This window comes from Ruegeria jejuensis (assembly GCF_041537905.1).
GTDB lineage: Bacteria > Pseudomonadota > Alphaproteobacteria > Rhodobacterales > Rhodobacteraceae > Ruegeria_C.
Map to the genome: position 1 here is coordinate 85,967 of NZ_JBGRUO010000022.1, position 19,715 is coordinate 105,681.

A 19,715-nucleotide genomic window follows, 5' to 3' on the forward strand; every position below is an offset into this window, starting at 1 on the left:
CACACAGCGCCGAGGATTGACCGCATGTTGTTGCGGGTCTATGTCCTTCGCTCGCGCGGAGGGCCGGATGGCCGCGTGGGGTGCGCCTCACGAGGAAAGTCCGGACTCCCTGAAGCAACGGTGCCGGGTAACGCCCGGGCGGGGCAACCCGACGGAAAGCGCCACAGAAATGAAACCGCCCCGGTTCGTCGAAGGTTCGCCTTCGGCAAGACGCCGGGGTAAGGATGAAACGGTGGGGTAAGAGCCCACCGCGCCGCTGGCAACAGCGGTGGCACGGCAAGCCCCACCGGGAGCAATGCCAAATAGGACCCCCGCGCGGGCAGGTCGGTGCAAGCCGAAACCGCCGCTAGGCTCGCTTCAGCCGAGAGGGGTCGGGTTGGCAGCTGGAGGTGCCCGGCAACGGGTGCCCTAGATGAATGGTCATCGAAGGGGGCAACCCCGGAACAGGATCCGGCTTACAGGCCCTCCGCGCATCTTCTCGGAATCTGTTTGGCTTCAAAGCGGACCCACCGCTACACTGGTGGTCTGTTCCGGAGGAGGATTTACAATGAGTTTCATGAAAACGCTGGCCTCGGTCGCTGTTGGTTTTGCCGCTGCCAAAGGTATGGAAAAGTACCAGCAGATGGGGGGCATGGCCGGGTTGCAAAACATGTTCTCGGGCGCGCAAGGTCAGATGGGGACCGAGCAGATCGGCGCGATGGCCGAGAAATTCGGCCTTGGCGGCGCAACCGAGCAGATCCAGAACATGCTTAACCAGTTTACCGGCGCGGGTGCCCAAGGGGCGGCAATGGCCGGGCTTGGCGGGCTGATGTCCTCGATGCAGGGCGCGGCCCTCTCGGGGGGCAAGCAATCCGCTGACATGATGAGCGCGATGTTTCGCGGCACACCCGCCGAGACCGCGATGGAGGAGCAGGCGAAACTCATGCTGCGGGCGATGATCCAGGCGGCCAAGGCCGATGGCGAAATCGACGATGCCGAGCGGCAGGTGATCCTGGACGCGCTGGGCGATGATATCAGCGATGAGGAGCGCGCCTTCGTCGAAGAACAGCTTGCCGCGCCGCTCGACATCGTGGGGCTTGCACAGGCGGCGCAGGGGGCCGCCGCTACCCAGGTATATGCAACGTCGCTCGCCGTTATGCGCGTCGATACCGGTGCCGAGGCGCAGTACCTGAACATGCTCGCCCAATCGCTCGGTTTGACCGACGCAGCGCGAAGCCAGATCCATGCCCAGATGGGCGTGCCGCTGCGGGAGTAGACCTGTCTCCGTTTCCCTTTTCATGCACGGCAGTTGGGCCGCACAGCAAGTCGCGGCCCAGAGGCGGCAGGTTCATCTTGTATGGGAAATGGCTTCTTCGAATAAGCCACTATTACCCAGGGCCGCGTCGTCCTGTGCTTCGCCTGCGCAGCCGGTCTGAGCGCCGGCCAGTTGGGCAAGATCCCTGACAGAGGCCTCCGAGTTGCATGGCGCGCGGAAGGGTTGAGGCAATCAGGACGTGGCGCATAAGGCGACTCCTCGCAAAATTGATCACCCTCAGAGCCCCCTGCCAGAATAGTGTACGCAAGGCAGTCATACGAAAAAGATCGTGCCGCGCCGTCACGCTCGTCGACGGCATGCAGATATACCGCCGCGGATGCAGAATCTGGTTGACTCGGGGGGCGCTGCGGGTAAAAGCGCACGCTCATAGGAATTCAACCGAAAGCGCCTGCGCGCCTTTCGGGCGCAGGAGTAGAAACCATGGCGAAACCGACGACTATCAAGATCCGTCTGAACTCGACCGCAGGTACGGGCCACTTCTACGTGACCAAGAAAAACGCACGCACCATGACCGAGAAGATGGTTGTGCGCAAATATGACCCGGTGGCCCGCAAGCATGTCGAGTACAAGGAAGGCAAGATCAAGTAAGCCTTTCCTTCACTGGAAAAGACACCGGAAAGGGTCACGTTACTGCGTGGCCCTTTTTCGTTTCGGAGCGTTCTGATGCAACGGGTGATGATCATCGGGCAGCCGGGATCCGGCAAAAGCACGTTGGCGCGGCATCTGGCTGCGGCAACGGGCCTGCCGGTCTATCACATGGATCATCTGCACTGGCTGCCGGGCTGGGTCGAACGCCCGCGCGCCAAAAAGATCGCCATGGCGCGCGAGATCGAAGCACGTGAGCACTGGATTTTCGAGGGCGGTCTGTCTGCCACCTATGACACTCGGTTGGCCCGCGCAGATACACTGATCTGGCTGGATCTGCCGGTTGGGCTGCGCCTGTGGCGGGTGACCAAGCGGATGATCCGCAATCGCGGCCAGAACCGCCCGGACATGGCCGAGGGGTGTATCGAGGGCTGGCACAGAGAAACGCCCGCATTCTATCGCTTCATCTGGCGGACCAGTCGGACCAGCCGCGCGCGGTTGCAGCAGATCTATGCTCAGGCGCGCCCGGATCAGAGTCGGCACCATCTTGGCAATCCGGCGCAGGTGTCGGCCTATCTCGAAACCCTGGAGGGCAGGCGATGATCCGGGTCCGACCCGCCGAGCGGTCCGATATGGCCGCTGTTGATGCGCTTCTGGCGCGCAGCTATCCGCGCCTGCTCAAGCCCGATTATCCGCCCTCGGTGCTGGTCACGGCGTTGCCGCTCATCAGCCGGGCGCAACCAGCGCTGTTTGGCTGCGGCACCTATTATGTGGCCGAGGAGGAGGACCTGATACGCGGGGCAGGCGGGTGGACGCGTGATCGCAGCCGGCAGGACCTCGGTCATATCCGTCATGTGGTCACCGATCACCGGGCGCTGCGCCGGGGTGTGGGACGCGCGCTCGTTGCCCACGCCCTGGCCGAGGCGCGCGCGGCGGGCATCAGCGAGATGGAGTGCTGGTCGACGCGCACGGCGGCGGCTTTCTACGCCGCGATGGGGTTCCAAAGCGAAGGTCCGATGCAGGTGCCGTTGCAGGCAGGCATCAGCTTTCCGGCCATTCGTATGCGGCAACGCTTGTCATGATGGCATGGCTGCCGTTACCCTGATGGCCATCCGCCACAAATATCTGAGCGTTATGAAACACTTTTTGCTGCCTGCCCTTGCTGCTTTGTCCCTTGCCGGTTGTGCCTTTGGGCCAAGTAAAGGCGTTGGGTTCACCGGAATCGACGGAGAACCACGCACGCTTTCGACTAGCGAGACCGAGGCCTTTGTCGGGCGCAACCTGACGGTGCCGGTCGCATTCGCCGAACTGCCCACGCGCCAGGTGATCAGCGATGCGCCTGACCAGGGCGGGCAAGCGCTTGTTGCGATCGACAATGGTGGGCGCGTTGTGGGCAATGCCGTGGAAGTTGGCGGTGACGGCCGCGTTCTGATGCTCAGCTCAGTCGCGGTGAACGGCACATTGTTCGCGGTCTTGCGCGCGCCTCAGAATTCCGTGTTTGAGATCACGCCGGTCACAACAGCCAATTTCGGTGCCGCCGTGCCACGCCTGACCGGGTGCCTGACGGCGGGCAATGTCTATCAGAAGGGTAGGTCCACCAGACGGACTGAAGGTCTGGCAGTACCGCTGAACTGCCGTTGAACACATACCGCTGCACCCCGTTTCAGGGGCGGTACTCCGCATAGATCAGGGCTGGGTGAAACCCGAGGGATGCGATCAGCGCGGCAGAGGCCCTGTTGAAGCTGGCATAAGTGGTGCCGTATTCCCTGATACCCATCGGGGCCAGATGCGCCTTCGCGGCCTCGAACAGCGCTTTTGCCACCCCGCACTTGCGATGGGCGGCATCGACGCAGATATGCTGAAGCATCGCTCGGGTACGGGGGTGTTTCAGAACCGTTCCGGGTTTATGTTCGATCTCAAGCACTGCGTAACCCGCCAGTTCGCCCTCAACGATCGCCCCAAAGCTATGGACCCCGTCGCGCGCGAGCCGGTCTGTCAGCCAGTCCACCGCTTCCGGATCCCGAGCGATCGGACGGTAGCGCGTTGGCAGGTGGTTGACATGCAGATCGTGAACCTGATGCAGCAGTGGCATCAGGCGGGGTGCGTCGGGGCTTTGCAGTTCAACGATATCCATCACATCGATCCTTGCGGCAAAAGAAAAGGGCGGGTCCGTCATGGCCCGCCCTCGAAGGTTTTGGTCTGTAGCAGAAGCGTTATTCGCGGTTGCCAAACAGCTGAAGCAGGAACATGAACATGTTGATGAAGTCCAGATAGAGGCTCAGCGCGCCCATAATGGCGGCCTTGCCCAGCCATTCCTGATCGCCCGAATGGGCCATCTGCAGGTAGGTGGTTTTGATCTTTTGCGTGTCATAGGCGGTCAGACCGGCAAAGATCAGAACGCCGATCACCGAGATAGCAAAGGCCATCGCCGGGGAGGCAAGGAAGATATTGACGACCATAGCCACGATCAGGCCGATCACGCCCATGATCAGGAACGTGCCCATTCCGGACAGGTCCTTCTTGGTAACGTAGCCATAAAGCGACAGGCCCGCGAAGGCGATCGAAGTGATCAGGAAGACCTGAATGATCGACATGCCGGTAAAGACCAGGAAAATCCAGCTGATCGACAGGCCCATGACGGCGGCAAAGGCGTAAAAGACGGTTTGCGCACCCGCTGCGGACAGGCGGTTGATGCCGGCGCTAAAGCCAAAGATGAAGGCCAGCGGCGCAAACATGATGACCCAGCGCAGGGGCGAAGTGTAGATCGCCGCGCCCAGCGAGGTCAAATAGGTGTTCGCGTTCAGTTGCGCGGCTGCTGCCGACGGATCGGTCGTGACCGAAAGGCCAGAGATCGCCCATGCGGCAAGAAACGTGATCAGCATGCCCACGGACATCGTGCCGTAGACCTTGTTCATATGGGCGCGCAGACCCTCGTCAATCTGGGCAGTGCGTACACCTGCCGCCGTTGACCGGATCGTGTCGAATTCAGCCATTAAAGCTCTCCATCAGCAAAAACTCACTCCCCGCCGGCGAGTGACCGGCAGCTTTCCTTGCGAATATCGGCAAGCTGGCGGGGTAATTCAAGTATTTCCGTCGGAAATATGGTCAGTTTTCGCGAATAGTTCGGACGATCCGCCTTGTGGGGACCGTCCGGGCAGGCGGGCTCAGGAGCGCCAGGTCTCTGGCGCATCCCAAAACGAGCGGCGCGCCTCGGCCAAAGCCTCGCTGCGGGTGATGCCAATGTCCTTCAGCGCGGCATCGTCCAGCCGCAGCAATTTCTGGCGATCACGCCGGACGGCCCACGCGTGGGTCAGGGCGCGCCAAAACGATATGCGCTTGCAGGGGCGGATATGGCGTTCGGTCGTCAAGGTCATCTGATTACCCTTTCCTTGGTGATGTGTTCTGGGTCTTCCATCAAGTTCCTTGAACAATATGGGTGAGTGTGTTTCATTATGAAAACGAATGTTTTTGATGGAAGTCATCAAGGAACGTGAACATGCGAAATCTGGACATTACAACGCTCCGCTCGTTTGTGGCCGTGGCTGACAATGGCGGCGTGACCCGTGCGGCCGGGTTCCTGAACCTGACGCAGTCGGCGGTCTCGATGCAGCTCAAACGGTTGGAAGAGCTTCTGGGGTTGGACCTGCTGGACCGGTCGGGCCGGGGCATCGCCCTGACCGCATCGGGCGAGCAATTGCTTAGCTATGCGCGGCGGATGGTTGCGCTGAACGACGAGGTGATCGGTCGCCTGACCGATCAGGCGTTTGAGGGAGAGGTGATGCTGGGCGTGCCCCATGATGTGGTGCACCCCTTCGTGCCGCGCGTGTTGCAGCGGTTCAACGCCAGTTTTCCCCGCGTGAACGTCAATCTGGTGACCTCGAATACCCGCGAATTGAAGGCCTCCTTTGCCAAGGGGGAATATGACCTGATCCTGACCACCGAGAGCGCTGCGGGCGAGGGGGCGGAAACGCTGCAGGAGACACCGCTGCGTTGGGTCGGGGCGCTGAACGGCTCTGTTTGGCGGCAAAAGCCACTGCGCATCGGCTTCTGCCGGAACTGTATCTTCCGCCCGGTAGCAACCGCCGCGCTGGATGATGCGGGGATCAAATGGGAAATGGGCGTCGACAGCGATTCAGATCGCACGGTCGAAGCCACCGTCAGCGCCGATCTGGCGGTAGGCGTGTTGCTGGAAGGGACACAACCCAGCCATCAGGAGGTGATTGACCACGGCGGCACGCTGCCGGAGTTGCCGGGGCAGTACATCAACCTCTATGGCGGCGAAAAGGTTCGCGAAGGCTATGTCGAGGAACTGGCCAACATGATCCGCCAGGTCTTCCGCAACCCGGCCTCGCAGCCGTTGAAGGCGGTTGGCTGAGGCGGGCCGCAGCTAGGCCATGGTGATCACGACCTTGCCGGTGGATTTGCGCTCTTTTAGCAGTTGCAACCCTTCGGCGGCACGCTCCAGTGGCAGCACATGCGAGATATGCGGCGTCAGCTCCCCGGCCTCGCACCAGCGCAACACCTCAGCAAAACTGTCGCGCAGGGCGGCCGGGTTGAAGGACAGGTAGGCCCCGAGATTGACGCCGATCAAGGTCAGGTTCTTGACCAGCAGGTGGTTGGCCGGGATTTGCGGCACATCACCCCCGGCAAAACCGATGGGCAGGATGCGACCCTCGGGCCGGGTGGCGCGAAAGGCGGCACGGAACACGTCGCCGCCAATGGCCTCATAGACGACATCCGCACCGCCAAGCTCCAACACCCGCTCGCGCAGGTCTTCGGAGGCGTCGATTAGATGCGCCGCCCCGGCCTTGCGCGCGATCTCCAGCTTTTCGGCTCCGCGTGCGTGCGCGATCACCCGCGCGCCCAGTTTCGCGCCGATCTCGACAGCAGTCAGCCCGACGCCGCCCGCTGCCCCGGTCACCAGCAGGGTCTCGCCGGGCTGCAAGCGCGCCCGGTGCACCAGCGACAGGCGGCCCGTGCCATACGCGACCAGCATGGCTGCTGCATCCTCGAACCGCATGGTGTCGGGCATTCTGACCGCACGGGCCGCGTCGAAAACGCCATTTTCGGCCAACCCGCCCTGACCGGAATAGACCGCGACCCTGTCACCGGGCGCGAACCCGTCGACCTTATCTCCGATCCCGCTCACCACGCCTGCCAGTTCCATCCCAAGCGTGAACGGGGGCTCGGGCGTTTCCTGGTAGGTGCCCTTGATCAGCAGCAGATCGGCGAAATTCAGAGCGCAGGCGCGAATCTCGACCGCGATCTGCTCGGGGCCGGGGGCGGACCGCGTGATGTCGCACAGCTCCGGAGGGGCGTTGAAACGGTTGACTTGATAGGCGCGCATGAGGAATCCCTTTGCTTTGAGGCACATAAACCGCCACAGTGGTCATGCTGTCAAACAACGCGTCGCGGCCATGCAACAACGCTGGTCGCACGAAATTGATCCTTCGACGCCAGGTTGAAACCAAAAAAAATTCACGTTTCAACCCTAAACATGTGTATAGTCGAGGGGAATCAACCGGGTTGTGTTCAACCTAGATGCTGGTTTCATCAGTGTTGGGGTGCGGTTTTTGGGGCGCATGACGGACGTTAGGACGTTTTTAATTGGCGCCAACTAACAGTTATTAAGTGTTAAGGCGCCAAAGCAGAACCCGGGTGGTCGTCGAAGAAGACTAATGGAGGATACCTTATGACCCATCCCGTTGATGTCCATGTGGGCAAACGTGTCAGGCACCGTCGCTGGCTGATTGGAATGACCCAGCAGCAGCTTGCGGAGCAAGTTGGAATCAAGTTCCAGCAGATTCAGAAATATGAGACCGGCGCAAACCGGATCAGCGCGTCACGCCTTTGGGACATCGCAGAATCCCTGGATGTACCGGTCAGCTTTTTCTTTGAGGGGCTTGATGAGGCGCATAAGACAACGCCCGAGCGTCCGAATGTTCCGGCTGATCTGATGGGGGACAAGGAAGCGCTGGATTTGGTGCGGTCCTATTACGCAATCCCTGAAAACCAGCGCCGTCGGCTGTTTGATCTGGCCCGGGTGCTGAGCGACGTCGCCTAGTCGCGCGCAAGACAGTTGAAATTCTAGGCAGCGGGTGGCACTCCACTCACATGACATCCGTTGACCAGACCGATCTTGATGTTGCAAACCGCGCCGCAGATGCAGCGCGGTCTGCGATTTTGCCTCATTTCCGTAACGCTCAGCTGGATACCGACAACAAGCTTGTTGACGGGTTCGATCCGGTCACGATCGCGGATCGCGCCGCCGAACAGGCCATGCGCGCTGTTCTGGCAGAACACCGGCCCGATGACGGGATTCTGGGGGAGGAGTTCGGCGAGACGCCCGGCTCAAGCGGGCGAGTCTGGGTGCTGGACCCGATCGACGGCACCCGCGGCTTTATCAGCGGAACGCCCACATGGGGCGTTCTGATCGCGCTGTCAGATGCGCAGGGTCCGTTTCTGGGCGTCATTGACCAGCCTTATATCGGCGAGCGGTTCTCGGGCGACCGGGATCACGCGCAACTTGTCGGACCACTTGGCACAAGCAACCTGCGCACGAGATCAACAGCAGAGCTGTCTGACGCAGTGCTCTTCACCACCTTTCCCGAAGTGGGCACCGAAGAAGAAGGCCGCGCCTTTCACGCCGTATCAGCCCAGGTCAAGCTGACCCGCTACGGGATGGATTGTTACGCCTATGCGCTGCTGGCGGCCGGGCAGGTGGATCTGGTGATCGAAGCCAGCCTGAACCCCTATGACATTCAGGCCCCCATCGCTGTGATCCAGGCGGCGGGCGGCGTGGTCACCGATTGGCAGGGCGGCCCAGCCCATGACGGCGGGCGCGTGCTGGCGGCGGCCAATACGCAGATCCACGCGAAGGCGCTGGAAATCCTGCGCCGCACTTGACCCGCGCAACGGGCTCTCGCTAGGTTGGGATCAGGCCGGTTCTTGACCCGTTTTCCGTCGGCCTCTCACACTCTGATGAAGCGGGCGTAGACGGAGTGTGGACATGAAAGAAATCCTGATACGCGGGGCTGATACCCTTCTGACGATGGACGACACAAGGCGCGTGCTGAGCGGTGCCGATCTGAGGGTGCGGGACGGGACGATTGCCGAGATCGGCGAAGGGCTTCATAGCGAGGGCGAAATCATCGAGGCGCGGGGCTGTGTTGTTACCCCCGGCCTGATCAACACCCATCACCATCTCTACCAGACCCTGACCCGCGCGGTCCCCGGCGCGGAAGACGCGCTGCTGTTTGGCTGGCTGCGCAGGCTTTATCCGATCTGGGCAGAGTTCGGCCCGGAAGAGGTTCATGTTTCGGCACAAGTTGGACTGGCGGAACTGGCGCTCTCTGGCTGCACGCTGTCTTCCGATCACCTCTACGTCTTTCCCAACGGCGCGCGGCTGGAGGACACGATCGCCGCCGCCGCCGAGATCGGCCTGCGATTCCACCCTACGCGCGGGGCGATGAGCATCGGCGAAAGCGATGGTGGCCTGCCACCCGACAGTCTGGTCGAACGGGAGGCGCGCATTCTGGAGGATTCAATTCGGGTGATCGATGCGTTCCATGATCCCGCTGAGGGATCGATGTGCCGGGTCGGGCTGGCGCCCTGTTCGCCCTTCTCGGTCAGCCGCGATCTGATGCGCGAGGCGGCGCTGCTGGCGCGCGACAAGAGGGTGATGCTGCACACTCATCTGGCCGAAAACGATGAGGATGTGGCTTATTCGCTGGAAAATTTCGGCTGCCGCCCCGGCCAATATGCCGAGGATCTGGGATGGACCGGGGATGATGTCTGGCACGCCCATTGCGTGAAGCTTGACGGTCAGGAAATCGCGCTGTTTGCCGGATCAAGAACCGGTGTGGCCCATTGCCCCTGTTCCAATTGTCGGTTGGGCAGCGGCATCGCGCCAGTGCGCGGGATGCGGGATGCGGGCGTGCCGGTGGCGCTGGGTGTGGATGGGTCGGCCAGCAACGATACCGGGAATTTGATGGCTGAAGCGCGGCAGGCGATGTTGTTGCAGCGGGTCAGTCAGGGGGCCGATGCGATGTCATCTTATGAAGCGCTGGAGATCGCCACGCGGGGCGGGGCCGAGGTGCTGAACCGGCCCGATTGCGGGCAGTTGGCCATCGGCAAGCGGGCGGATATCGCGATCTGGGATGTGTCCGGCGTAGAAAGCGCAGGCAGTTGGGACAAGGCGGCGCTGCTTCTGGCGGGACCCACGCAGGTCAAACACCTGTTCGTTGAGGGGCGCCAGATCGTGCGCGACGGGCAGGTGGTGACATTGGATCTGCCCAAGGTGATCGAGCAGCAGAACCAGTTGGCGCAGAACTTGCGAGCGCGACTGCCGGGCTGAGCGCTTGGCTCAACCCATCTGATGGGTCACTTTGCGGCCGCCGATCCAGACCTCGGCAATCGCGCGGTCATCGCCTTTCATAATGGTGGGGAACACGGCCTCCCAAACGTGGTCGGCCTCAACATGGCGCTGGGCGATGGCGGGGGTCGAGGCGAGATCGAGCACGATCAGATCCGCCTCCATCCCCGGTGCAAGATTGCCGATCCGGTCGTCCATCCGCAGGCTGCGCGCCGAACCAACGGTTGCCAGCCACAACAACTGCGCCGGATGCAGGGCCGCGCCGCGCAATTGCCCGATCTCATAGGCCGCTGCCATCGTGCGCAGCATCGAGAAACTAGACCCGCCGCCAGTATCGGTGGCCAGCCCGATACGCTGGCCTTCCGCCATCAGCCCGGCCATGTCGAACAGGCCAGAACCGATGAACGTGTTCGAGGTCGGGCAATGGATCAGCGCCGCGTCATGTTCGCGCAGCCGGTCACGTTCGCGCGGTTCCAGGTGGATGGCGTGGCCATAAAGCCCGCCTGCGCCCAGCAGCCCATGCGCCTCATAGGTATCGAGATAATCGCGGGCATCGGGAAACAGCGACCGGACCCATTCGATCTCGTCGGTCTGTTCGCTCAGATGGGTCTGCATCAGGCAGTCAGGGTGTTCGGCCCAGAGCGCGCCCATCGCCTCAAGCTGGTCGGGGGTCGAGGTTGGCGAAAAGCGCGGGGTGATCGCGTAAGATATCCGGTCGGTGCCGTGCCATTTCTCCAGCAGCGCCTTGGATTGGTCATAGGCGCTGCGGGCGGTGTCGCGTAGCCCGTCGGGCGCGTTGCGGTCCATGCAGGTCTTGCCGGCCACAACCCGTTGGCCCCGCGCCTTGGCGGCCAGAAAGAAGGCATCGACGCTTTCGGGATGGATGGTGCAGAAGCTGCACATTGTGGTGGTGCCATGGGCAGCGGTGATATCGAGATAGCGCGTCGCGATCTCCATCGCGTAATCGGGCGACCCGAACCTCATCTCTTCGGGGAAGGTATAGAGGTTCAGCCAGTCGATCAGCCGCTTGCCCCAACTGGCGATCATCGCGGTCTGCGGGTAATGCACATGGGCGTCGACAAACCCCGCCAGGATCAGCTTTTCACCATGATCGGTGACGCTGGCCTGCGGGTAGGCGGCCGTCAGATTGTCCGCCGTGCCGATAGCGGCGATCTTGCCATCGCTCAGCGCCACCGCCTCATGCAGGGCGACGGCCTCTTCGGGAACCCCCTCGAACGGAGATCCGGTGAAGGACAAAACCAGCCCTTTCAGGATCGTTTCCTGCGTCATTTCATTCCTCACTTCGTGCCATCTGTGCCCCGACAGAGAATAGGCGCGCGCGAATTTTTGGTAAATCGCGCCATTCTCATTGTTTTCCCATAGATGCTTCTTCTATTTTGCCCCCAATCAAGAAGAGGGCAGCGCATGACCACGGACGACATTTCACCCGATTCCGACTGGCAGCGCGATGACGAGTCCTACGAATTGGATCGCAAGCTGGTCTCTGCCATCCTTTATGCCGTTGACGTGCAGGATCGCGACAAGCTCATCGAGTTGATGGAGCCGCTGCACCCCGCCGACATCGCCGACCTTCTGGAACAGATCAACGCCCATGACCGGGCGCGCCTGATCCGGCTCTATGACAAGGAATTCGACGGCGACATCCTGTCCGAGCTGGATGATTCGGTGCGCGAAGAGGTCATCAACGTCCTGCATCCGCATGTTCTGGCCGAGGCCGTGCGAGAGCTGGAAAGCGATGATGTGGTCGATCTGGTCGAGGACCTGGAAGAGCCGCAGCAGGAACAGATTCTCGACGCGCTGGAGGATGCCGACCGGGTAGCGGTCGAACAGGCGCTGAACTATCCCGAAAACTCCGCCGGGCGGTTGATGCAGCGCGAGGTGGTGATGGCACCCGAACATTGGACTGTCGGGCAGGCCATTGATCATATGCGCAGCTCCGAGGCGCTGCCCGAGCAGTTTTATCATGTCGTTCTGGTCGATCCGCGGTTGCGGCCCATTGGCAATGTGGCGCTGGGCAAGCTGATGGGCGCCAAACGCGAGGTGCCGCTGACCGATCTCGCAGAAGAAGAGTTCCAGACCATTCCCGTCGATCAGGACGAAGAGGATGTGGCCTATGCCTTCAACCAGTATCACCTGATTTCGGCCCCGGTGGTCGATGGTGATGGCAGGCTGGTCGGTGTGATCACTATCGACGACGCGATGATCGTTCTGGATGAGGAACATGAAGAGGATATTCTGCGCCTCGCCGGGGTCAGCGACGAAAGCTCGCTGTCCGACAGCGTTGCAGCGACCAGCCGCCGCCGTCTGCCGTGGCTTGCGGTGAACATGTGCGCCGCGATCTGCGCATCTCTGGTGATCTCGCAATTCGAGGAAACCATTGCCGAACTGGTGGCGCTGGCCATTCTGATGCCTATTGTCGCCTCGATGGGCGGCAATGCCGGGACCCAGTCGCTAACCGTTGCGGTACGGGCGCTGGCGACCAAGGACCTGACCGGGGCAAATGTCTGGCGGGTGATCCGGCGCGAGGTAACAGTAGGTCTGCTGAACGGTATGTGTTTTGCCATCGTGCTGGGCGTGGTCGGGATGACGTGGTTCGCCTCGCCGTTGTTAGGCCTGGTGATTGGCACCGCGCTGATCATCAACATGGTGGTGGCGGGGCTTGCAGGTACCGCAGCACCCGTTCTGCTGGACCGGATGGGGGTTGACCCGGCTTTGGCCTCGGGAACCTTTGTGACGACAACCACCGATGTGATGGGGTTCTTCACCTTCCTCGGACTGGCCTCGGTGATCCTGCTATGAGTGATTTGACCGAGATAAAGTCCGCGGCCCGCAAGGCCGGTTTCGCCCGCCGCAAAGCGGCGTACGAGGCCCGCCCGCCGGGCGCTGCCGGGCGCTTGTCGGAGGTGCTGGCAGGCTATCGCGGCGTACCGCTGTCGGGCTATATGCCGATCCGGACCGAGATCGACCCGTTACCCGCCATGGCTGAAGCCGCCGCGCATGGGCCGGTCGGCGTTCCGGTCATTCAAGCGGCCAATGAGGCACTGCGCTTTTCACGCTGGGTCCCCGACGGACCGTTACGCGATGGGCCGTTCGGGGCCAAGGTCCCGTTGGAGGATGACTATTTCGACCCCGAAATCCTGATCGTGCCTTTGGTTGCTTTCGACGCAAAAGGCGGGCGGCTGGGCTATGGCGGCGGTTTCTATGACCGCACGCTTGAGGGCCTGCGCGCCAAGCGTGGGACACTGGCCATCGGCTTTGCCTTCGACGCGCAAGAGGCCGAAAATCTGCCGCTGGAACCCACAGATCAGCCGCTGGACATGCTGGTCACCGAAAGCCGGGTGCTGAGCTTTCGCTGAGCCACTCAGCCGGGGTTGTTCTCGCGGAAGTACTCCCAGGCATCCACCTCGGTGCCATCGGGCAGGGTGCAGATGCCGGTCTGGCCTGCCTCGCCATCGCGGATTTCATATTTTGCACCGCTGTCGATGCAATAGGTGGCCGCCGGGTTGGCCAGTTGCGGCTTTGTCTGAGGGGCCGGGTCACAGGCGGCCAGTGTGGTCAGGCCAAGAGGGATCAGCAGGAAACGGGTCATGCGGGAACTCCGATCGGTCGCAGGGTACCCGTTTACCTTAAGCGCTTGCGCTCGGGATGCGCCACACTTAGGACCAAACCTATGAAGACACTTTTCCTTGGCGATGTGATGGGCCGCGCGGGCCGGGCGGCGGTGCAGACGCATCTGCCGCGCCTGCGCGAAGAGTGGAAGCTGGACTTCGTCGTGGTCAACGGTGAGAACGCCTCGAACGGCATGGGGCTGACCGGTGACCACGCCAAGCTGCTGCTGGAGGCTGGCGCCGATTGCGTGACACTGGGCGATCATGCCTTTGATCAGCGCGACATGCAGCAATTCATCGAGCGTGAGCCGCGGGTGATCCGACCATTGAACTTCGCCAAAAGCGCGCCGGGGCGCGGCTATCGCCTGTTTGACGCGCCGGGCGGACGCAAGGTTCTGGTGGCACAGGTGCTGGGGCAGGTCTTTATGAAACGCCCCTTCGACGATCCGTTTTCGGCGATCGAGCCTGTGCTCAAATCCCATCCGCGCGGCGGGCTGGCTCAGGCGGTGATCGTCGATATGCATTGCGAGGCGACCTCGGAGAAGATGGCGATGGGTCATTTCTGCGACGGGCGCGCCAGCCTTGTCGTCGGCACCCACACTCATATCCCTACGGCCGATGCGCAGGTTCTGCCCGGCGGCACCGGGTATTTGAGCGATGCGGGTATGTGCGGCGATTATGATTCCGTGATCGGCATGGAGAAGACCGAGCCGATGCGCCGTTTTCTCACCGGCATGCCAAAGGCGCGTTTTACGCCTGCGACCGGAGAGGCGACGCTTTCGGGAATCTACCTGGAAAGTGAGGACCGCAGCGGCGCGGCGCAAAAGGTCCGCATGGTGCGGATCGGGGGCTGTCTGGAGCAGGCGGCACCCTGACCTCTCGCTCAGGTGTCGATGATCTGCCGGATATGCGCCACCGCGCGCTCCAACCTGCGGCTTTTACCCGGCAGACGTGACCGTGCGGCGTGATGCAGCGCGATGGCGGTCGAGAACGCTGCCGTTAGGTCGGCCTGACACCGGCTGTCGCGCGCGGCTTGCTGATAGCCCTCAAAAACCTGCCGGAAATTCCGCTCCCCGTGAAAATAAAGCACCGAGCCCAGATCCCAATGTGGGTCCAGCAGCGTGGCGTCCCCGAAATCGAGCAAGCCGACAAACTGGTCGCCGTCGCAGATCAACTGCCGCTCATGCAGGTCGCTATGGCATATCACCGGCGCGCGCTTCGCGATTTGCGCGGATACCTTTTGCAGCAATGCTCGCGTGTCGGTCTCGATCTCCGGTGCTGCTGCAAAGGCGGGGTGAGAGACGTCCTGCGCCCAAGTTTCCGGCAAAGGGTGGTCAAAGCGCTGCAAGACGCCTGCAACAGGATCGGACGTTGCCCCATGGATACAAGCCCCGTCGACATAGGCGGGGCGCCCGAAGCCACGCACCGGAATCTGATGCAGCGCTGCCAAAGTCTCGCCCAAGGCCCGGCAGGCCGGTGCGGGGAGTTTGCCACGCGGGGGATGGCGGCCAACCAGCAGGGGCTCAAGCGTCCAGGGGCGGCCCTGCCAGAGCATGCCCACCTCGTCCGAGGACAGCACCGGATAGGAAACCCGCCCGCCACGGTCGCTGATCGATTTGCGCAGAAACCGGTCGATAGGGCCATTCAGCGTGCGGGCCGGGCTGTCGATGATCCGTAGCGCATAGGCGCGCTGGTCAGACCATATTTCCCAAACCCGACTGGTCGCGCCTTGGGCCAGAAACCCGGTATGGCGCAGCGTTTCGCCAAGATGGCCCAGCGTTTCAGTCGCAAAACCCTCGAAACTGTGGTGATCCATGCCCCCTCCGAACCCGCGACCCATGATTGGGGCGGAGGAGTGCGATGGCAATGCCCAGGCCAGGGTGGCAGGCGAAATGCTGGCCGAAAACCCGAAAACTCTGACCGAAACGGCCGGTGCGGATAGGGACCGATATCCCATATCACTAACAGGACCGGGAAGGTGAGGATGCTGAAGGGGTCAGTCTCACCGGGCCGGATGGCTGCAGGGAAACCGCGCTGTCTGGCCCCCGGTCACCCACCACTCACGGCGGTAGGTGCAGGTCGGGCTTGCCCCGGCCTGCACAATGCGGGAAACTGCCTCCCGGCACATCTTCGGGCCGGGTTACGGGCAACGATCTGACTCCATGCAATTTCTCCAGCTTTCCGATACCGCCAGCGCGATCCTGGCGCTTATGATCGTCGCGGGGATGTTTGTGATGTTCCTGCGCGAGACATTCCCCACGGAAGTGGTGGCAATCAGCGGTGTCGCGCTGATGCTGGTGACCGGTATCCTGCCCTATCAGGCGGCGCTGCCGGTGCTGGCCAACCCCGCGCCATGGACCATCGCGGCGATGTTCATCATCATGGGCGCGCTGGTGCGCACCGGGGCGCTGGATGCCTTCACCTCGACCGCGCAGCGTCAGGCAAAGGTGAACCCGCGCATCGCCATCGGGTTGCTGATGGGGTTTGTCGTCGTCGCCTCGGCTTTCGTGTCGAACACGCCGGTGGTGGTGGTGATGATCCCGGTCTTTGTGCAGATCGCGCGTACGCTGGATGTTGCCGCCTCGAAACTTCTGATCCCGCTCAGCTATGCGGCTATTCTGGGCGGGACGCTGACGCTGATCGGCACCTCGACCAACCTGCTGGTCGATGGTGTGGCGCGCGCGCAGGGGCAGGCCCCGTTCTCGATTTTCGAGGTCACGCCGCTGGGCATAGTTCTGGTCATCTATGGCATGATCTACCTGCGCTTCATCGCGCCCAGGCTGCTGCCGGATCGCGACAGCATGGCGACGCTGCTGAGCGACAAGTCGAAGATGAAGTTCTTCACCGAGGCGGTGATCCCCCCCGACAGCAACCTGATCGGCCGCGAAGTGACCGGCGTGCAGCTGTTCAAGCGGCAGGGCGTTCGCCTGATCGACGTGATCCGCGGCGATGCCTCGCTGCGGCGCAACCTCAAGGGCGTCGAATTGCAGTTGGGCGACCGCGTTGTCCTGCGCACCCAGATGACCGAGTTGCTGAGCCTGCAGAGCAACAAGGAACTCAAGCGCGTCGATCAGGTCTCGGCGGTCGAGACCTCGACGGTCGAGGTGCTGATCACGCCGGGCTGCCGCATGGTCGGGCGTACGCTGGGTATGCTGCGCTTGCGGCGGCGCTATGGGGTCTATGTGCTGGCAGTGCATCGCCGGAACCAGAATATCGGCCGCCAACTGGATGATCTTGTGGTGCGCGTAGGTGATACGCTGCTGCTGGAAGGTGCGCCGGAGGATATTCAACGGCTGGCCACGGATATGGACATGGTCGATGTTTCGCACCCCTCGGCGCGGGCCTATCGGCGTGGTCACGCGCCTGTTGCCATCGCCACCATGGTGGGGCTGGTGGTGTTTGCCGCGCTGGGGCTGGCCCCGATCCTGCCCTTGTCGATCATGGCCGTGGCGATTGTGCTTGTGACCCGCTGCATCGACGCGGATGAGGCGTTTTCCTTTGTCGACGGGCGTTTGCTGGCGCTGATCTTTGCCATGCTGGCCATTGGGGCCGCGCTGGAAGCCTCTGGTGCGGTACGGCTGATCGTCGAGGCGATTGCGCCCTTCCTCGGCATGATGCCGCCCTTCCTGGTGGTCTGGGCGGTCTATCTGCTGACTTCGGTCCTGACCGAGCTTGTGTCCAACAACGCGGTGGCTGTGGTGGTCACGCCGATTGCCATCGGTCTGGCCGGTGCGATGGGCATCGATCCGCGCCCGCTGATCGTGGCGGTGATGGTGGCGGCCTCAGCCTCGTTCGCGACCCCGATCGGGTATCAGACCAACATGATGGTCTATGGCCCGGGCGGTTATCGTTTCACCGATTTCATGCGTGTGGGCATTCCGCTGAACCTGACCGTCGGAATGCTGGCCTCGGCGCTGATCCCGGTCATCTGGCCCTTCTGATTGGCCAGAGTTGAGCGTTCTTCGGCCAATCGCGCGTAATGTGCCTTGAAACCGCATGTGTCGTCCCGATCTTGACGGCACATCGCATCGGGAAAGGATGAGCGAGATGATTTTTCGGGGTCTGATGGCCGCGCTGCTGGCAGGTGCCGCGCTTGGCACGGCAGCTATGGCGGGCAGTATCGACGGAACCGCCACCTACAGAGAGAGGATCGCCGTGCCGCCGGGGGCTGTGCTGCAGGTCAAGCTGGTCGATATCTCGCGTGCGGATGCGGCGGCGATCGAACTGTCGGGCAAGCGGTATGCCCTGACGGGCGTGCCGGCGGAGTTCAGCCTCGACTATGACGATGCGCTGATCAAGGACAATCGCAGCTATGCGGTCGAAGCGTCGATCCTGCTGGACGAGCAGCTTCTGTTCACCAATGACACGGTGCATCCGGTGCTGACGCGCGGGGGCACCAGCACTGTCGATATGGTGCTGGTCAAGGTGTCCGGCCCGGAGGAGGCGCAGGTGCTGGACAACAGCAAATGGCAGGTTAGCGAATTGGCGGGTGCTCTGGTAAACGCAGAGAAGAAACCAGAGATAGCGTTCTCGGAAGAAGGCCAGTTTGGCGCCACCGGGGGCTGTAACCGCTTTGTCGGCACTGCCCAGATCGGTGCACGCACGATCGATTTTCCCGACAACATGGCGGGCACACTGATGGCCTGCCCGCCCGAGCAGGATGCGGTCGAACAGCAATTCCTGAACGGGCTGACCCGCACCACCGGCTATGTGGTCAACGGCGATCTGCTGGCCCTGACCGATGCGTCCGGTGACACGGTGATGCGGCTGACGCGGCTGCCCTAGCGGCTGCGGTACCAGAGGATGAACGGGATCGACACGGCATACATGGTGATGCCGTAAACTGCCGAGGGCAGAGCCAACACACTAAACCCGCTGGCGGTGCCGGTGATAAGCCCCGCCATCGTTATGCCAAGCGTCGAGTTCTGGATGCCGGTCTCGATCGAAATGGTCTTGGTTTCCTGCCAACTCAGCCCGGCACCGCGCCCCAATGCCAGACCAAGCAGTAACAGGACAACGTTCAGCGCAACCAGGCTGGCCCCCATGGCGCCGAGGTTCTCGGCAAACACCGTCCAGTTCCCCGCCAGCGCGGCAATCACAATGAGCACAAAGAGTGTGGTGGCAAGCGTCGAGAGCGCCTTGTCGATCCGTAGCGCAAAGCTGCGCGCCAACGAGCGGATCGTGACCCCGATGGCAACGGGCAGGGTCGTGATCAGGAACATCGCAAGCGCAAGCCCGGTGATCGAGACGTCGGGGGCTTGTTCGCCCAGAAAGTGGCCCACCGACCAGGCGGCCAGGATCGGGACGGTCATGATGGACAGCAGGCTGATGATCGCCGTCAGCGTTACAGACAGAGCCACATCGCCTTTTGCCAGTTTCGACAGGATATTGCTGGTCACGCCGCCGGGGCAGAAAGACAGCAACATGAAACCTGCGGCGATCTCGGGAGGCAGGCCGAAAAGATACGCAATTGCGAACGCCACCACAGGCAGCAGCACAATCTGGCAAAAAGCCCCGATGAAGAAGGCGTATTTTCGCGTCAGAACGCGGCGAAAATCCGCAATCTCAAGCCCGATGCCCAAGGACAGCATGATGATGGCGAGCGACAGCGGCAGGCCCACATTGATCAGAAAATCCAAACTCTTCCTCCCAAAAGCGTTTCAACGACGCTAGGCTCCAGACTCATTGATTTACAGCCAGAATAGGACTGTAGCAGCGAGAGCGATGGCCGAGAGGAATACCTTTGGGCATCTGTCATATCGGGTGGCGACGCGCCGCCAATCCTTCAGGCGTCCGAACATGATCTCAATGC

At 62.1% G+C, this 19,715-nt stretch carries 22 protein-coding genes, 1 other RNA gene and 1 pseudogene; 15 read left to right on the forward strand and 9 right to left on the reverse strand.

Going from position 1 to position 19,715, the window contains the following annotated elements; genetic code table 11:
- Window positions 1-55 precede the first annotated feature (55 nt).
- The 6 genes from rnpB (at window position 56) to AB1E34_RS20890 (ending at window position 3,541) form a co-directional block, all read left to right on the forward strand.
- Window positions 56-474, forward strand: an RNA gene (gene rnpB / locus AB1E34_RS20865) — RNase P RNA component class A.
- 73 nt (window positions 475-547) lie between these two features.
- Complete coding sequence (locus tag AB1E34_RS20870) at window positions 548-1,255, forward strand: DUF533 domain-containing protein (protein ID WP_372574246.1); 708 nt, start codon at window positions 548-550, stop codon at window positions 1,253-1,255.
- Window positions 1,256-1,735: 480 nt separating this feature from the next.
- Window positions 1,736-1,903, forward strand: a complete 168-nt coding sequence (rpmG, locus tag AB1E34_RS20875) for a 50S ribosomal protein L33 (protein WP_039682682.1) — start codon at window positions 1,736-1,738, stop codon at window positions 1,901-1,903.
- Window positions 1,904-1,978: 75 nt separating this feature from the next.
- Entirely contained in the window at window positions 1,979-2,503 is a 525-nt protein-coding gene (locus AB1E34_RS20880) for an AAA family ATPase (RefSeq protein ID WP_372574247.1), read from the forward strand.
- Window positions 2,500-2,982, forward strand: coding sequence for a GNAT family N-acetyltransferase (locus AB1E34_RS20885; protein WP_372574248.1), 483 nt, complete (start codon window positions 2,500-2,502; stop codon window positions 2,980-2,982). Before AB1E34_RS20880 ends, AB1E34_RS20885 begins: the two co-directional genes overlap by 4 nt.
- Before the next feature lie 4 nt (window positions 2,983-2,986).
- On the forward strand, window positions 2,987-3,541 hold the full coding sequence (locus AB1E34_RS20890; RefSeq protein WP_372574249.1) for a hypothetical protein: 555 nt from the start codon (window positions 2,987-2,989) through the stop codon (window positions 3,539-3,541).
- A gap of 22 nt (window positions 3,542-3,563) precedes the next feature.
- Here AB1E34_RS20890 and AB1E34_RS20895 read toward each other — a convergent pair whose 3' ends face one another.
- The 3 genes from AB1E34_RS20895 to AB1E34_RS20905 all read right to left on the reverse strand — a co-directional run bounded on the left by AB1E34_RS20895 (window position 3,564) and on the right by AB1E34_RS20905 (window position 5,274).
- Window positions 3,564-4,076: a GNAT family N-acetyltransferase gene (locus AB1E34_RS20895; protein WP_372574250.1), complete on the reverse strand. Its 513-nt coding sequence runs from the start codon at window positions 4,074-4,076 to the stop codon at window positions 3,564-3,566.
- A 37-nt stretch (window positions 4,077-4,113) separates the two neighbouring features.
- The gene (locus AB1E34_RS20900; RefSeq protein WP_372574251.1) at window positions 4,114-4,893 is read right to left on the reverse strand and encodes a Bax inhibitor-1/YccA family protein; all 780 of its coding nucleotides are present in this window, start codon (window positions 4,891-4,893) and stop codon (window positions 4,114-4,116) included.
- Between the two features lie 171 nt (window positions 4,894-5,064).
- Window positions 5,065-5,274: a DUF1127 domain-containing protein gene (locus tag AB1E34_RS20905; protein WP_372574252.1), complete on the reverse strand. Its 210-nt coding sequence runs from the start codon at window positions 5,272-5,274 to the stop codon at window positions 5,065-5,067.
- A gap of 122 nt (window positions 5,275-5,396) precedes the next feature.
- On the opposite strand from AB1E34_RS20905, the gene AB1E34_RS20910 reads away from it, so the two are divergent.
- Window positions 5,397-6,275: a LysR family transcriptional regulator gene (locus AB1E34_RS20910; protein WP_372574253.1), complete on the forward strand. Its 879-nt coding sequence runs from the start codon at window positions 5,397-5,399 to the stop codon at window positions 6,273-6,275.
- Window positions 6,276-6,287: 12 nt separating this feature from the next.
- On the opposite strand, the gene AB1E34_RS20915 is transcribed toward AB1E34_RS20910, so the two are convergent.
- Window positions 6,288-7,247, reverse strand: coding sequence for an NADPH:quinone oxidoreductase family protein (locus AB1E34_RS20915; protein WP_372574254.1), 960 nt, complete (start codon window positions 7,245-7,247; stop codon window positions 6,288-6,290).
- A 345-nt stretch (window positions 7,248-7,592) separates the two neighbouring features.
- Between AB1E34_RS20915 and AB1E34_RS20920 the strand changes: the two genes are divergently transcribed.
- From AB1E34_RS20920 to AB1E34_RS20930, 3 genes are all read left to right on the forward strand, one after another.
- The gene (locus AB1E34_RS20920; protein ID WP_249707884.1) at window positions 7,593-7,964 is read left to right on the forward strand and encodes a helix-turn-helix domain-containing protein; all 372 of its coding nucleotides are present in this window, start codon (window positions 7,593-7,595) and stop codon (window positions 7,962-7,964) included.
- A gap of 50 nt (window positions 7,965-8,014) precedes the next feature.
- On the forward strand, window positions 8,015-8,806 hold the full coding sequence (gene hisN, locus AB1E34_RS20925) for a histidinol-phosphatase (protein WP_372574255.1): 792 nt from the start codon (window positions 8,015-8,017) through the stop codon (window positions 8,804-8,806).
- Window positions 8,807-8,909: 103 nt separating this feature from the next.
- Window positions 8,910-10,256: an 8-oxoguanine deaminase gene (locus tag AB1E34_RS20930; protein ID WP_372574256.1), complete on the forward strand. Its 1,347-nt coding sequence runs from the start codon at window positions 8,910-8,912 to the stop codon at window positions 10,254-10,256.
- Between the two features lie 9 nt (window positions 10,257-10,265).
- Here the strand turns inward: AB1E34_RS20930 and guaD are convergent, their stop codons facing one another.
- Entirely contained in the window at window positions 10,266-11,564 is a 1,299-nt protein-coding gene (guaD, locus tag AB1E34_RS20935) for a guanine deaminase (RefSeq protein WP_372574257.1), read from the reverse strand.
- A gap of 135 nt (window positions 11,565-11,699) precedes the next feature.
- Between guaD and mgtE the strand changes: the two genes are divergently transcribed.
- Window positions 11,700-13,094, forward strand: coding sequence for a magnesium transporter (mgtE, locus tag AB1E34_RS20940; RefSeq protein WP_372574258.1), 1,395 nt, complete (start codon window positions 11,700-11,702; stop codon window positions 13,092-13,094).
- Window positions 13,091-13,651 carry a 5-formyltetrahydrofolate cyclo-ligase gene (locus tag AB1E34_RS20945; RefSeq protein ID WP_372574259.1) on the forward strand — a complete coding sequence of 187 codons (561 nt, stop codon included), beginning with the start codon at window positions 13,091-13,093 and terminating at the stop codon, window positions 13,649-13,651. The genes mgtE and AB1E34_RS20945 overlap by 4 nt, the downstream gene beginning before the upstream one ends.
- A gap of 5 nt (window positions 13,652-13,656) precedes the next feature.
- On the opposite strand, the gene AB1E34_RS20950 is transcribed toward AB1E34_RS20945, so the two are convergent.
- Entirely contained in the window at window positions 13,657-13,884 is a 228-nt protein-coding gene (locus AB1E34_RS20950; RefSeq protein ID WP_372574260.1) for a putative hemolysin, read from the reverse strand.
- 81 nt (window positions 13,885-13,965) lie between these two features.
- On the opposite strand from AB1E34_RS20950, the gene AB1E34_RS20955 reads away from it, so the two are divergent.
- Window positions 13,966-14,778 carry a TIGR00282 family metallophosphoesterase gene (locus AB1E34_RS20955; RefSeq protein WP_372574261.1) on the forward strand — a complete coding sequence of 271 codons (813 nt, stop codon included), beginning with the start codon at window positions 13,966-13,968 and terminating at the stop codon, window positions 14,776-14,778.
- A gap of 8 nt (window positions 14,779-14,786) precedes the next feature.
- Here AB1E34_RS20955 and AB1E34_RS20960 read toward each other — a convergent pair whose 3' ends face one another.
- A complete protein-coding gene (locus AB1E34_RS20960) occupies window positions 14,787-15,719 on the reverse strand; it encodes an aminoglycoside phosphotransferase family protein (RefSeq protein ID WP_372574262.1) in 933 nt (310 codons plus the stop codon).
- 346 nt (window positions 15,720-16,065) lie between these two features.
- Between AB1E34_RS20960 and AB1E34_RS20965 the strand changes: the two genes are divergently transcribed.
- The gene (locus AB1E34_RS20965) at window positions 16,066-17,844 is read left to right on the forward strand and encodes an SLC13 family permease (protein ID WP_372574263.1); all 1,779 of its coding nucleotides are present in this window, start codon (window positions 16,066-16,068) and stop codon (window positions 17,842-17,844) included.
- A gap of 97 nt (window positions 17,845-17,941) precedes the next feature.
- Window positions 17,942-18,688 (forward strand): YbaY family lipoprotein, encoded by a 747-nt coding sequence (locus AB1E34_RS20970; protein WP_372574264.1) that lies wholly within the window; start codon window positions 17,942-17,944, stop codon window positions 18,686-18,688.
- On the opposite strand, the gene AB1E34_RS20975 is transcribed toward AB1E34_RS20970, so the two are convergent.
- Window positions 18,685-19,542 (reverse strand): bile acid:sodium symporter family protein, encoded by an 858-nt coding sequence (locus tag AB1E34_RS20975; RefSeq protein WP_372574265.1) that lies wholly within the window; start codon window positions 19,540-19,542, stop codon window positions 18,685-18,687. The genes AB1E34_RS20970 and AB1E34_RS20975 overlap by 4 nt on opposite strands.
- 51 nt (window positions 19,543-19,593) lie before the next feature.
- Window positions 19,594-19,715, reverse strand: a pseudogene (locus AB1E34_RS20980) (IS5/IS1182 family transposase); the annotation flags it as partial.

Excerpts from the sequence above, each read along its gene's own strand:
- AB1E34_RS20870 (WP_372574246.1), top strand. The coding sequence starts at position 548 with ATGAGTTTCATGAAAACGCTGGCCTCGGTCGCTGTTGGTTTTGCCGCT.
- rpmG (WP_039682682.1), top strand. The coding sequence starts at position 1,736 with ATGGCGAAACCGACGACTATCAAGATCCGTCTGAACTCGACCGCAGGT.
- AB1E34_RS20880 (WP_372574247.1), top strand. The coding sequence starts at position 1,979 with ATGCAACGGGTGATGATCATCGGGCAGCCGGGATCCGGCAAAAGCACG.
- AB1E34_RS20885 (WP_372574248.1), top strand. The coding sequence starts at position 2,500 with ATGATCCGGGTCCGACCCGCCGAGCGGTCCGATATGGCCGCTGTTGAT.
- AB1E34_RS20890 (WP_372574249.1), top strand. The coding sequence starts at position 2,987 with ATGGCTGCCGTTACCCTGATGGCCATCCGCCACAAATATCTGAGCGTT.
- AB1E34_RS20895 (WP_372574250.1), bottom strand. The coding sequence starts at position 4,076 with ATGACGGACCCGCCCTTTTCTTTTGCCGCAAGGATCGATGTGATGGAT.
- AB1E34_RS20900 (WP_372574251.1), bottom strand. The coding sequence starts at position 4,893 with ATGGCTGAATTCGACACGATCCGGTCAACGGCGGCAGGTGTACGCACT.
- AB1E34_RS20905 (WP_372574252.1), bottom strand. The coding sequence starts at position 5,274 with ATGACCTTGACGACCGAACGCCATATCCGCCCCTGCAAGCGCATATCG.
- AB1E34_RS20910 (WP_372574253.1), top strand. The coding sequence starts at position 5,397 with ATGCGAAATCTGGACATTACAACGCTCCGCTCGTTTGTGGCCGTGGCT.
- AB1E34_RS20915 (WP_372574254.1), bottom strand. The coding sequence starts at position 7,247 with ATGCGCGCCTATCAAGTCAACCGTTTCAACGCCCCTCCGGAGCTGTGC.
- AB1E34_RS20920 (WP_249707884.1), top strand. The coding sequence starts at position 7,593 with ATGACCCATCCCGTTGATGTCCATGTGGGCAAACGTGTCAGGCACCGT.
- hisN (WP_372574255.1), top strand. The coding sequence starts at position 8,015 with ATGACATCCGTTGACCAGACCGATCTTGATGTTGCAAACCGCGCCGCA.
- AB1E34_RS20930 (WP_372574256.1), top strand. The coding sequence starts at position 8,910 with ATGAAAGAAATCCTGATACGCGGGGCTGATACCCTTCTGACGATGGAC.
- guaD (WP_372574257.1), bottom strand. The coding sequence starts at position 11,564 with ATGACGCAGGAAACGATCCTGAAAGGGCTGGTTTTGTCCTTCACCGGA.
- mgtE (WP_372574258.1), top strand. The coding sequence starts at position 11,700 with ATGACCACGGACGACATTTCACCCGATTCCGACTGGCAGCGCGATGAC.
- AB1E34_RS20945 (WP_372574259.1), top strand. The coding sequence starts at position 13,091 with ATGAGTGATTTGACCGAGATAAAGTCCGCGGCCCGCAAGGCCGGTTTC.
- AB1E34_RS20950 (WP_372574260.1), bottom strand. The coding sequence starts at position 13,884 with ATGACCCGTTTCCTGCTGATCCCTCTTGGCCTGACCACACTGGCCGCC.
- AB1E34_RS20955 (WP_372574261.1), top strand. The coding sequence starts at position 13,966 with ATGAAGACACTTTTCCTTGGCGATGTGATGGGCCGCGCGGGCCGGGCG.
- AB1E34_RS20960 (WP_372574262.1), bottom strand. The coding sequence starts at position 15,719 with ATGGATCACCACAGTTTCGAGGGTTTTGCGACTGAAACGCTGGGCCAT.
- AB1E34_RS20965 (WP_372574263.1), top strand. The coding sequence starts at position 16,066 with ATGCAATTTCTCCAGCTTTCCGATACCGCCAGCGCGATCCTGGCGCTT.
- AB1E34_RS20970 (WP_372574264.1), top strand. The coding sequence starts at position 17,942 with ATGAGCGAGATGATTTTTCGGGGTCTGATGGCCGCGCTGCTGGCAGGT.